We start from the raw sequence: 12,907 nt of genomic DNA, 5'->3' as shown, positions 1-12,907 counted from the left end.
TTTAACTATTTAAGAATACTTCAATATCAAAATAAAACTATTAATTTTCCAATTAAATTGTCTTGATAAAAAATTAATTTCTATATATGTCTCTAAATATTGTATCTAACCCCCTAATTGAAAGGCTTCCCGCACATTTAAAACAATTCATAAAACCACAAAATTATGAAGAGTATACGCCAATAAATCAAGCGGTTTGGAGGTATGTTATGCGCAAAAATACTACTTCACTTACCAAAGTTGCCCATAATTCTTACTTAAATGGTCTTAAAAAGACAGGAATTTCGATCGATGAAATACCGAGTATGTATGGAATGAATCGGATTCTAAAAGAAATTGGATGGGCAGCTGTAGCTGTTGATGGATTTATTCCTCCTAATGCATTTATGGAATTTCAAGCTTATAATATTCTTGTTATCGCATCAGACATCAGGCAATTAGAAAATATTGAATATACCCCTGCTCCTGACATAATTCATGAAGCGGCAGGGCATGCTCCTATCATTGCTAATCCTGACTATGCAGAATACTTACGTCGTTTCGGAAAAATTGGATGTAAGGCTATCTCTTCTAAAAAAGATTATGATTTGTATGAAGCCGTGCGTACACTTTCTATTCTAAAAGAAGCATATGGTACGGATCCTAAAGAGATAGAGGAAGCAGAAAGAAAAATAGAGGAACTACAAAACCAGAAAGAAAATCCTTCGGAAATGGCTTTGATACGTAACCTGCATTGGTGGACGGTTGAATATGGTCTAATTGGCACAGTAGATGAGCCCAGGATTTATGGTGCCGGATTACTTTCCTCGATTGGAGAAAGTGAGTGGTGTATGACTAATAATGTAAAAAAACTGCCTTACTCTCCTGATGCTGCTTTTCAGGATTTTGACATCACCAAACCACAACCTCAACTCTTTGTAACGCCAGATTTTGCCTATTTATGCCAGGTATTAGAAGAGTTTGCAGATACCATGGCCTTGAGAAAAGGTGGGCACAGAGGACTTGCAAAACTAATCGAATCAGAAAATTTAGGAACCATAGAGTTAAGTACTGGTTTACAAATCTCGGGAGTATTTACCCGAATGATAAAAAATGAGGATAACGAAGTTATTTATTTTGAAACTAGTGGCCCGACAGCACTTTCATTTAGAGAAAAAGAGCTTATTGGCCATGGTATAGAAGCTCACCCTAATGGGCTTAGATCTCCTCTTGGAAAATTAAAAGGTATTAATCTTGCTATAGAAAACATGTCTCCAAGAGACCTGAAAGCTTATAACTTTTATGACGGAGAATACATAGAATTCGAATTCGAAAGCGGAATCACTATTGCAGGAACCAATATTACTGGGATAAGAAACATTAAAGGTGAATTAATTTTAATTCAGTTTAGCGAATGTACCATTAAATATAAAGACGAATATCTTTTTAAACCAGAATGGGGTACTTTTGATCTGGCTGTTGGAAAAGAAATAGTTTCAGCTTTCTCTGGTCCTGCAGATGATAACTCATTTGATTTAGTAACCCATAATCCTTCATCGGTTACTGCGCAAAGGACATATTCTCAAAAAGAAAAAGACTTACACTCTTTATACTCGTCTGTTAAAAATATTAGGGAAGGAAAAAATGCTATGTTTTCGCTAGAAGCTGCATTCGAAATTTTAGAAAAAGAGCATCCTGATGATTGGTTACTTTGTTTAGAGATTTATGAATTAGTTTATGATAGAGATTCAGCATTTGCTTCACAGGTTTTAGAACATCTTAAAAAGATACAATCCAAAAGATCTAATATTCAACATTTAATCAATAGTGGTATTGATACCGTAATCGACTCTGAGTTTACAGTATAGAATACCATTTCTTTTTTTTAATTACTTCATCAAAAATCATAGCTTCTAGAATTTTTAGTTTGCTATCATAAGGATGTGTGTTTTTCTAAAATTCCTAAACAAAAACAACAATAAAACAGCAAACACCTTAAAATCAGCATTTTAAACAAAGAATACTATTTTATATGCATGCATAATAAATATGTAAAAAACAAAAAAACACTTATCGTTTTTTATGGCTTAACCACATTTCTTTTGAGTATTTAATACACTACAAATCAAGGTAATACGATATCATTTTCCTAATTTTAAAAGACAAAACTAACTTAAGTATATTAATTATGAAAAAATCATTTTTACTTTTAAATGTAGTTCTCGTTTCCTTGTTATTTTTTAATTGTGAAACCGAAGAAACAGTCGTTAATGAAACTAACGTGGTTCAGGACACGAATAGTATAGACAAAAAAAGGATCGCATTTGATCTCATTGATTTACTCGCCAATACAGAGTTTAAGACTAATATTGTAGAGACATTAGCCAAAGATCACACACCAGGTATTAAGCTATCTAAATTATTAAAAGAAAATGCTTTCATATCGGATCAGAAATCGTATCAATCTTTAAAAAAGGTAATAGATAAAGCAGATAATCAGCTTAAATCTAATGAAATCCCAGACAATATAGAAATCCCAGAATTATGGCTACAAAGACCAAGTAATAAATCGGTAAATTATGCTGATCTATTAGTATCATTTGCTCCCGAAGGTGATGAAAAATCATGGACGGAAATTGAAGCATATACTCTTGAAGGAGAAACTGTTTTTCTTGACGTTAAAGACATACCTAATGTGCCTGTACTTGTTATAGAAACCAAAGGCTATGAAACCTTAAAAGTAGAAGTTAATTATATGAATAAGCAGTTACAGACTGCTGGATTACAAAATAATCGTTTTAGATCTGCTAAAATGGACTTAAGCCCTTCTTCAAAAGCCAATTCAGGACTTGAAACAACCAAATTAGATCAAATACGTTTAAATCAAGATGAGGAACCCTGGATCAGTGGTGCTGCAGAGGTATACGCTATCACCTCTGGAATAAAAAACACCAGTAATGAAGCCGAAGTAAAGATCATACCTATGTATTATCTGGATTATGAAGGCACAACATATTATCCTAACCAAATTATGCTTTTCTGGGATGATTATAAATATCAGGCAGCAAATATCCAATTATTCGAAAAAGATGACAACTACAATTTTAAGCAATTGGTCTCCATTATTGTTGATGGTATTTTTCAAATCGTTGGTACTGTCTCTGGTCAGGCATGGGTAAATGTACTTGGACAAGTAGCAGGGGCTATTATTCAAGCAATGCCAGATGAATGGTATACTAACAACGATGATTATGTAGACTCTTTATATACTATTCAAAAAAACAAAACCTATACTAATCACGTAGGTGCTCGAGGTAATGCAACAGTGACTTTATCTCCCCTATTTATTCCTAGTAATTAAACATATTATAAAGGAGGTTGCTATAATATATATATAGCAACCTCCTTTATTTTAAAAATAAATAATTATTTAGCCCCAAATCATATGAGGATATTCTTTATATAGCTGATATTTTTTTGCTTCTAGCTTCTGCAAAAACAACAGATATTGCTCACTTTTTGGATTAAACGGCCTATGCATCATTCCTTTTTTGATTTCCTCAACTCTATTCATGATTTGAGCAGTCTTTTCAGAAATCCAAATTTCAGAAAAACGTTCCCAGATATAGTGGATGGCCAAACTACTAGGGTGAATCATATCTAAATCATAAAATCGATAATCTCTAAGTTCATCCATCATGATTTCATAAGAAGGAAAATAACTTAGATTTTTATTCTCATGAATAATTTGATGTACCGATGTAATTAAATGAGATTTACTTCTGTTGTTCTCTACAAACCCATCTTTACTATGCCGTACAGGAGAAACGGTAAATACAATTTCTGCAGATGGATTAACACCTTTAACTAGATGTATACAATTTTGAAGGCATTGATTGATCTCATCTATAGATAACAATTCTTTTTCAAACTCTCGCTGCGGAATTTTATGGCAATTCGCTACCACCATATCCAGAGATTTTAATCGATATACCCATGCAGTACCGAGAGTGATAAAAATATGTGTCGCAGATTTAATATTCTCTCTTGTAGCTGTTAGTGCATTATTTAAATTAGACAATACTACATTTTGATCAGCATTGCTTAAAGAGGAATGTGCATCAAAACAGTGCCATTGTTCATTGATATAAAACAAATCGGTATCGGTATATTTTTCTCCCTGAGTAGCCATCCACAAAAATGTTTCTATAGCCTTAGGATGAAATAATATCCCAAATGGATTGATCTTATTCTTAAACTTAAAGTATTCGAATTTCTCTCCAATGTTTTCTGCAAAGCATGATCCTAGCAGTAAAAGTTCTGAATTATAATCAATTTTTGGTTCTTGAGACTGTAGTGTTATTTTGGTGTGTAGGTTCATAAGTCTCCTTACTCAAACCCCTTCCATAGAGGAAGAGGGAGAGTTTTATAATTTAAGATTATTTCAAATATTGTTTTGCATTATCTAATGCTTCTTCTATACCTGCAGGGTTCTTTCCTCCTGCTGTAGCAAAAAACGGCTGTCCGCCGCCACCGCCTTGAATATACTTACCAAGTTCACGAACCATTTGTCCTGCATTCAATTTTTTCTCATCTACCAAATTCTTAGAAATATAGCATGACAACAAAGCCTTACCTTTCTGGTCCGATCCAAAAAGCACTACAATATTTTCAAGTTCACCTCCTAATTCGAATGACAAGTCTTTAATCCCTGCTGCATCTAAATCTACTTTTTTAGCCAGAAATTTAACCCCATTTACATCTTCAAATTCTGATTTAAGATCTCCTTTCAGATTTTTGGCCTTATCCTTAAGAAGGGCTTCAATCTGTTTTTTCAGACTTGTGTTTTCTTCTTGTAATGATACAATGGTCTTTAAAGGGTCCTTTGTTTTAAGAACTGCTTTTACTTCTCCATACGCTTCTGATTGAGTTGTAAAGTATTCTTTTGCTGCATCACCGGTAATTGCCTCAATCCTACGAATCCCCGCTGCAATTGCACTTTCTGATACAATTTTAAAATGCCATATACTACTGGTGTTTTTTACATGAGTACCTCCGCAAAGCTCCATAGATTCTCCAAATCGTATTGCTCTTACTGTATCTCCATATTTTTCTCCAAATAATGCAATAGCTCCTTCTGTTATTGCCTGATCATAAGAAATATTGCGTTGTTCTTCTAATGGAAGCTGCTCGCGAATTCTCGCATTTACAAAATGCTCAACTTCTTTCAATTCTTCAGTAGTCATTTTAGCAAAATGAGAGAAATCAAAACGCAAATTACCACTATGAACCATCGATCCCTTTTGTTCTACATGAGTCCCCAGAATTGTACGCAATGCCTGATGCATCAAATGTGTTGCTGTATGATTTGAAGCAGATCTTGAACGTTGTTTTTCATCTACTACAGCTGTCAAAATCTCATCTATATGCTTAGGCAAGTTTTTAGTAAAATGAATAATAAGATTATTTTCTTTCTTGGTATCTATTATATACACAACATCACCATTAGGCACTTCTAGGTATCCTTTGTCTCCAACCTGTCCTCCTCCTTCAGGATAAAATGGTGTTTTATCAAATACCAACTGATACAGTTCTCCATCTTTTTTACTATTTACTTTGCGATAACGGGTCACCTTTACATTTGTTGTAAGGTGATCATATCCAATAAAGTTTTCTGTAGTATTATCCAGTAATATTTTCCAATCTCCGGCAGTTACTTGTGATGCTGCTCTAGATCTATCTTTTTGTTTTTGGAGTTCTACTTCAAATGCATTTTCATCTAATTCATATCCCTGCTCGCTCAAAATTAAAGCTGTCAAATCAATCGGAAAACCAAAAGTATCATACAGCTCGAAAGCTTTCTCTCCAGAGATTATATTTCCTTTGGTATTCTTAATCACATTTTCTAACAATACCAGTCCCTGATCCAATGTTCTTAAAAAAGATTGTTCTTCTTCTTTAATTACATTAGTGATTAAGTTTTTCTGAGCTTTCAATTCAGGAAAAGCTTTACTCATTTGTTTGCTAAGTGTTTCTACCAACTTATAGATAAAAGGTTCTTTGGTATCCAGAAAAGTAAAGCCATATCGAATAGCCCTACGTAAAATTCTTCGGATCACATATCCCGCTCCTGTATTACTGGGCAGTTGGCCATCTGCAATAGAAAATGATACAGCTCTTACATGATCGGCAATAACACGAATTGCAACACTTACTTTTCCATCCTCATCGGTTGGTAAGCTATTTTTATCATATGTAGAATTGGTAATCGTTTCAATTTCTCGAATTATAGGCGTAAAAACATCGGTATCATAATTTGACTTCACTCCTTGTAATACCATACATAAACGTTCGAATCCCATTCCGGTATCTACATGTTGCGCTGGTAACTTCTCTAATGACCCATCTGCTTTTCGATTATACTGCATAAAAACCAGGTTCCAGATTTCTACCACTTGTGGATGGTCCATATTCACCAAATCCCGACCAGGAATTTTAGCTTTTTCCTCATCTGAACGGATATCTACATGAATCTCAGAACAAGGGCCACATGGTCCCTGATCCCCCATTTCCCAGAAATTGTCTTTCTTATTCCCCATGATGATACGTTCTTCTGGAACAATAGCTGTCCAGAGGTCATAGGCTTCCTTATCCATATCCAGGTTTTCATCTTTTGCTCCTTCGAAAACAGAAACATAAAGAATTTCTTTATCTATACCGTATACTTCGGTCAACAATTCCCAGGCCCATTGAATTGCTTCTTTTTTAAAATAATCTCCAAAACTCCAATTCCCAAGCATTTCAAACATGGTATGGTGATAGGTATCCATACCTACTTCTTCCAAATCATTATGTTTACCACTTACACGCAAACATTTTTGAGTATCTGTTATTCTATTACTTTTTGGAATACCATTACCTAAAAAGAATTCTTTAAACTGGTTCATCCCCGCATTAGTAAACATTAAAGTAGGGTCGTCCTTTATCACCATAGGTGCAGAAGGCACGATGCCATGTTTTTTGGATTTAAAAAACTCTAAAAATTGATTTCTTATTTCTTGGGATTTCATGAATTCTATTTATTACTATTTTTCGAAATAAAACACTTAATACAATCGCGATCAATATTTTGCGTTGTTTTAAAAAAAGATTCTAATTCGATATTTGTCAGTTTTTTCCGGACTTTGCAACAATTTGTTATATTTGTTGCGATGTCTTGGTTTATTATAAACCACATATTGGTTAATATCCTGCAAAAATAGCATATTTTAGATTATGTCAAAGGTTAAATATTACTATGATAGTGAGACGCTTTCTTATCGAAGAATAGAGCAAAAGAAAGGGCGTAAATTTGGTATAGCCGCATTAGGAGTTATTAGCTCTTTTTTAGCTGGTTTTATCCTTCTCCTTATTTATCTTAACATCCCCCAATTAGAGACTCCTAAAGAAAAAGCCTATAAAAGAGAACTTGAAAACATGCAGCTTCAATATGATCTAATGAATCAAAGATTGAAGCGTGATGAAAATATTTTAAAAGAAATCGCAGAACGTGACGATAATATATATCGTCTTTATTTTGGAGCTAATCCTATTCCTGGTGAATTACGTAATGCCGGATTTGGTGGTGTGAACAGGTATAAGAGTCTAGAAGGATTTGAAAATTCTGATATTATTGTTGAAAGCAGTGAACGTATCGACAAATTGACCAAACAGATTGTAGTTCAATCAAAATCCCTTGATGAAATTGCATCTTTGGCAGAGAAAAAAGAAGAGCTGTTAGCAACAATTCCTGCTATACAACCTATACAAAATTCGGATTTAAGACGTATGGCATCTGGTTATGGATGGAGAAGTGATCCTTTTACCAAAGCAAGAAAATTTCATTATGGAATGGATTTTTCGGCTAATACAGGAACCCCAGTTTATGCCTCTGGTAATGGTGTAGTAACCCGTGCAGATGCTAATTCTTCTGGTTACGGAAAACATATACGCATTGATCACGGCTTTAATTATGTTAGTTTATATGCACACCTAAGTAAATATAATGTAGAGAAAGGCCAGAAAGTAAAACGAGGAGATGTTATTGGATATGTAGGAAGTACAGGAAGATCTGTTGCTCCCCACCTACATTATGAGATTTTCAAAGATGGAGAACGTATTAACCCTCGTAATTTTTATTATGGAAGTTTATCTTCTGAAGAGTTTAGCCAAATGCTTAAAGCTTCTAATCTTATTAATGAAACTCTAGATTAAATATTGATGCGTAAACTATTTCTTATTGTCTTCGTTTTTGGTTTTTGCTCTTCTATACAAGCTCAAAAATATTCAAAAGAAGTACTGGACTCGATGTACGTAATAGTCCAAAACACCCAACAAAAATTAGCAAAACCTAAATATATTAAAATCATGGCCGTTGGTGATATCATGATGGGAACCGATTTTCCTAATGATAGTTATTTACCTCCCGAAGGTAAAGGTCCTTTTGATGATGTTAATACTATACTTAGTCAAGCAGATTTACTTTTTGGCAATTTAGAAGGTACGCTTACTGATGAAGGAGAAAATGCTAAACGCTGTTCTGACCCATCAAAATGTTATTCGTTTAGATCACCAGAGTATTTTGGAAAATATCTTGAAGAAACAGGATTTGATGTAATGAGTATTGCTAATAATCATATTGGTGATTTTGGTGAAATAGGAATTAAGAACACTTCTAAAACTCTCGAAAAGCACAATATTGCTTATGCAGGAATATTTGCTCAACCTTCAACAATTTTTGAAAAAGATGGTATCACGTATGGATTTTGTGCTTTTGCCCCTAACAAGGATTGCATAAAAATTCATAACTTAACCAATGCTAAAAAAATCGTAACCGAACTCAAACAAAAGGTAGATATCGTGATTGTTTCTTTTCATGGAGGTGCAGAAGGCCTTAAATACACTCATGTTCCCAGAAAAACAGAACGTTTTTATGGTGAAGATCGTGGTGATGTTTATCGTTTTGCACATACTATGATTGATGCAGGTGCTGATATTATTATTGGACATGGACCACATGTTTCAAGAGCTTTTGAAGTATACAAAAATAAGTTTATAGCATACAGTTTGGGTAATTTCTGTACCTACTCCCGGTTTAATCTAAGTGGCATTAAAGGATATGCTCCTATTGCAGAAATTGAGATTGATACCGATGGTAATTTCATTAAAGGTAAGCTACATTCTGCAAAGCAGATAGATGAAGTATATCCATTTATTGATGAGAAAAAAAGAGCATTGAAGGAAATTAAATTATTAACAGAAGAGGATTTCCCTGAAAGTAAGCTTATTTTTGAAGATGATGGAAGTTTTACACAACAAAAAGAATAAGTATGTATGTAGACTTACCAAAAAAAATGTATTACAGTATTGGTGAAGTAGCCGATGCTTTTGATGTAAACGCCTCTTTAATTCGCTTTTGGGAAAAGGAATTTGATATTATAAAGCCTAAAAAAAATGCTAAAGGCAATCGAAAATTTACTCCAGAGGACATCAAGAACCTCGAGTTAATTTATCATCTTGTAAAAGAGCGTGGATTTACTCTGGAAGGTGCTAAAATTCATCTTAAAGAACAAAAACAAGAAGCATTAGATAGTTTTGACATCATCAGAAAACTAGAATCTATCAAAGGACAATTGCTTAAAATCAAAGAACAACTATAAAAAGTCATCTTATTATCTAATTACAATAATTACTTCTCTTACTTCTTCCTTAAATACACCGAAACTGGAACACCATGAAAATCAAACTCTTTACGAAGTTGGTTTTCGAGAAATCGTTTATATGGATCTCTTATATACTGAGGTAAATTACAGAAAAATGCAAATTGAGGTTGTGGTGTTGGCAATTGCGTAATATACTTTATCTTCACATACTTACCTTTATAGGCTGGCGGTGGGTTACGTTCAATTATCGGCAATAAAACATCATTAAGCTCACTGGTTTTGATCTTCTTAGATCTGTTTTTATACACCTCTACAGCTGTTTCGATAGCTTTAAATATACGTTGCTTTGTTAAAGCTGAAATAAATACAATAGGAACATCGGTAAATGGCTCTGTTTCTTTACGTATATATTTTTCAAAATCTTTTAAGGTATTATTCTCTTTATCTTCTACAAGATCCCATTTATTAACTAAGATCACTACTCCCTTACGATTACGCTCTGCTAGCCAAAAAATATTTTGTACTTGTCCGTCAAAGCCTCTGGTAGCATCCAAAACTATTAAACAAACATCACTATGTTCAATCGCTCGAACTGATCGCATTACAGAATAAAATTCCAGATCTTCTTTCACTTTAGACTTACGTCGTATTCCTGCAGTATCTACCAGGTTAAACTCGAACCCAAAACGATTATATTTAGTATCAATTGCATCCCGGGTAGTTCCTGCAATATCGGTAACGATATATCTATCTTCACCTATCAAAGCATTAATAAAAGAAGATTTCCCTGCATTAGGCCTTCCTACTACAGCAAATCGTGGTAATTCACTAGATTCGTCTTCTTCTTTTTCGGGCAGTACTTTTACCAACTCATCCAGAAGTTCTCCTGTACCACTTCCGTTAATACTGGCAATAGTATAATATTCGCCAAGGCCTAAATTATAAAATTCTACCGCATTTGTAGCTCTCTGTCCATTATCCACCTTATTTACAACCAAAAAAACAGGCTTATCTACTTTACGAAGCAGATTAGCAACATCCTGATCCATTCCTGTTATTCCTGATTCTACATCAACCATAAAGATAATAGCGTCTGCTTCATCGATAGCCAATTCTACCTGTTTATCGATTTCGGCTTCAAAAACATCATCACTACCCACAACATAACCACCTGTATCAATCAATGAAAACTCTACTCCATTCCAATCACTCTTTCCATAATGTCGATCACGGGTTACCCCGCTAACAGCATCTACAATAGCCTCTCTTCTTTGAATTAATCGATTAAAGAACGTTGACTTTCCAACATTAGGTCTTCCTACAATTGCCACTATACCACTCATTGATATCTATTCTAAATTTTGCACAAAATTAGACTTTTTATTTTAGCAATACTACAAATGTTTTGATTTGATTAACAATAGGAAAGAAAGTAAAAATAAAAAGCCCAAAGGCCAATGTTTCAGGCCGATGGAACTTTTCATAATTGATAGTCAGTCAGTGAAATAATTACTTAGTCAAATATACCACGTATTGTAGTCAAGTTGGTTACTGTAAAACAACAAAGTTTTTATTGTTATTAGTGAAAAAACAAGGCTTTTTAGCCTCTCATCAGCATTATGACAGGGATTCTTCTATCGATATTAATTTAATCTTTTTTATTTATTTCATAAATAGCGACCGTATTAGACACTTCATTAGTTACTATTATCAAATCATTTTCTGTTGGACTATCTTCTGCTTCGACTACAATCAATCCTTCTGGAGAAATATCTGTTTCATTCTTTAACCATTCTAAAAATTTTGGATTAGTGGGATTGGATATATCATACACCAAAACTCCGCCTGTTCTCTCTAACCCAACAAAAAGCAGTGTTTTGCTACCTACTTTAAGGGTTTCTACAGCTTCTGGCTCTGCTCCTTTATCATCAGATCTTTTATCGGCTGCACTTCCTTCGTTAGTATTAAAAGCACTCGGGTCCAAATCAAAAATCGTTTTTCCTATTTGATCTCCACTGTCATAAATAACTGCTCCAGATGTAGACCATATCGTAAATGATCTTCCGCCATAAGTATAAATCATGTCATAATCTCCATCACCATCAACATCTCCATTTGCAGTAGTGATTTTTAGTCTTCCCAAATTCTCATCTAATTGTAAGGTAGCTGCATCAGAAAAAGCAACAGGATCAAGTGTAAGATCTTTTACTCTCTTTTCTTCAGAAAACCCATCGTAATCTCTAGAATCTCCTTCATTTGCTGTTATTAAGTATCTCCCTCCTCTGATCTTAGTATACGTTATTGCATCTGGGTGATAAAACCCAAAAACCGGCCAATTTTGAAAATTTCCTATAATATCATCTTTATCACTAGCATCTATTTGATTGTTTGTCAATCTATAATTTTTTACTCCCAGTCCGATAATATCAGTAATCGTTTTAGTTTCCAGATTAACGATTGCCAGTCCGTTATTTTCCTGTAATGTAACATATGCTGTTTTCGAATCATGAGAAATAGCAACATACTCTGGTTCTACATCTTGCGCCAGAGATGCTCCTGGTCCAAAAACCCGAAAATCATTACCAATAGTTTGGCCATCAAAAGCCGTAAAACTTAGATTCGAAACCTGCCCGGTAGCAACCTCTATAATAGTTATTGATCCTTCTGGGTCATCTGTATACAAATCATTAGGTTCTCCTTCATTTGCTACTACAATATATTTCCCATTAGGACTAAAAGATACCATATCTGGTAACGCACCTGCTGGATAGGTATGTAGTAATTCTTGTGAATCTGAATTGTAAATTGCAATCGTTCCGTTGGCTTGTTTGTTTGAAGAATTTTCTAAAGCCACAGCCACCATTCCGTTGTTCACAGCTACACTATTTGGATTACCAACCAAAGATATATCTACTCCTTGTACAGGTACGCCGGGATCAGAAATATCCCAAACCGAAAGTTCTGATTCTTTTGGATTTACAACAAAAAGTTTATCTGTTTGTGGGTCAAAAGCAGAAATCTCTGCAAATCCCTCATCTCCTGTTCCATTGGTAAATCCACCAATTTTCCTGAACGTTAGTTCATTAGTATTTCCCCCACCGTGATAATCATCAGGATCACATGCACTAAAGAGTCCTAATACAACTGCGGAAATAAGAATAGTCTTGTTAAAAATTTTCATTATTGATCTCGTTTTGTGTGATTAAAAATTCAAATGTTAACAACAC

Annotated in this window: 9 protein-coding genes; 5 read left to right on the top strand and 4 right to left on the bottom strand. The window is 34.2% G+C overall.

Annotated elements, in window-relative coordinates; genetic code table 11:
• Positions 1-86 precede the first annotated feature (86 nt).
• Positions 87-1,847 carry an aromatic amino acid hydroxylase gene (locus DG435_RS04760; protein WP_106792027.1) on the top strand — a complete coding sequence of 587 codons (1,761 nt, stop codon included), beginning with the start codon at positions 87-89 and terminating at the stop codon, positions 1,845-1,847.
• Positions 1,848-2,167: 320 nt separating this feature from the next.
• Complete coding sequence (locus DG435_RS04755; protein ID WP_106792028.1) at positions 2,168-3,340, top strand: DUF3103 family protein; 1,173 nt, start codon at positions 2,168-2,170, stop codon at positions 3,338-3,340.
• Positions 3,341-3,409: 69 nt separating this feature from the next.
• On the opposite strand, the gene DG435_RS04750 is transcribed toward DG435_RS04755, so the two are convergent.
• Positions 3,410-4,360 (bottom strand): GSCFA domain-containing protein, encoded by a 951-nt coding sequence (locus DG435_RS04750; protein ID WP_106792029.1) that lies wholly within the window; start codon positions 4,358-4,360, stop codon positions 3,410-3,412.
• A gap of 58 nt (positions 4,361-4,418) precedes the next feature.
• On the bottom strand, positions 4,419-7,049 hold the full coding sequence (gene alaS, locus DG435_RS04745) for an alanine--tRNA ligase (protein WP_106792030.1): 2,631 nt from the start codon (positions 7,047-7,049) through the stop codon (positions 4,419-4,421).
• A gap of 205 nt (positions 7,050-7,254) precedes the next feature.
• On the opposite strand from alaS, the gene DG435_RS04740 reads away from it, so the two are divergent.
• Genes DG435_RS04740 through DG435_RS04730 form a run of 3 tightly spaced genes read left to right on the top strand, consistent with a single transcriptional unit; the run spans position 7,255 to position 9,677 of the window.
• Complete coding sequence (locus tag DG435_RS04740; RefSeq protein ID WP_106792031.1) at positions 7,255-8,232, top strand: M23 family metallopeptidase; 978 nt, start codon at positions 7,255-7,257, stop codon at positions 8,230-8,232.
• A gap of 6 nt (positions 8,233-8,238) precedes the next feature.
• Positions 8,239-9,345, top strand: coding sequence for a CapA family protein (locus tag DG435_RS04735; RefSeq protein WP_106792032.1), 1,107 nt, complete (start codon positions 8,239-8,241; stop codon positions 9,343-9,345).
• Positions 9,346-9,347: 2 nt separating this feature from the next.
• Positions 9,348-9,677, top strand: a complete 330-nt coding sequence (locus tag DG435_RS04730; RefSeq protein WP_024772724.1) for a MerR family transcriptional regulator — start codon at positions 9,348-9,350, stop codon at positions 9,675-9,677.
• A gap of 38 nt (positions 9,678-9,715) precedes the next feature.
• On the opposite strand, the gene der is transcribed toward DG435_RS04730, so the two are convergent.
• Positions 9,716-11,023 carry a ribosome biogenesis GTPase Der gene (gene der / locus DG435_RS04725; protein WP_106792033.1) on the bottom strand — a complete coding sequence of 436 codons (1,308 nt, stop codon included), beginning with the start codon at positions 11,021-11,023 and terminating at the stop codon, positions 9,716-9,718.
• A 305-nt stretch (positions 11,024-11,328) separates the two neighbouring features.
• The gene (locus DG435_RS04720; protein WP_106792034.1) at positions 11,329-12,861 is read right to left on the bottom strand and encodes a choice-of-anchor I family protein; all 1,533 of its coding nucleotides are present in this window, start codon (positions 12,859-12,861) and stop codon (positions 11,329-11,331) included.
• Positions 12,862-12,907 lie beyond the last annotated feature (46 nt).

It is taken from the genome of Aquimarina sp. Aq78 (assembly GCF_900299525.1).
In the GTDB taxonomy this organism is placed as follows: domain Bacteria; phylum Bacteroidota; class Bacteroidia; order Flavobacteriales; family Flavobacteriaceae; genus Aquimarina.
The sequence above is the reverse complement of the archived record's forward strand: the minus strand, read 5'-3'. Positions and strand labels throughout refer to the sequence as shown.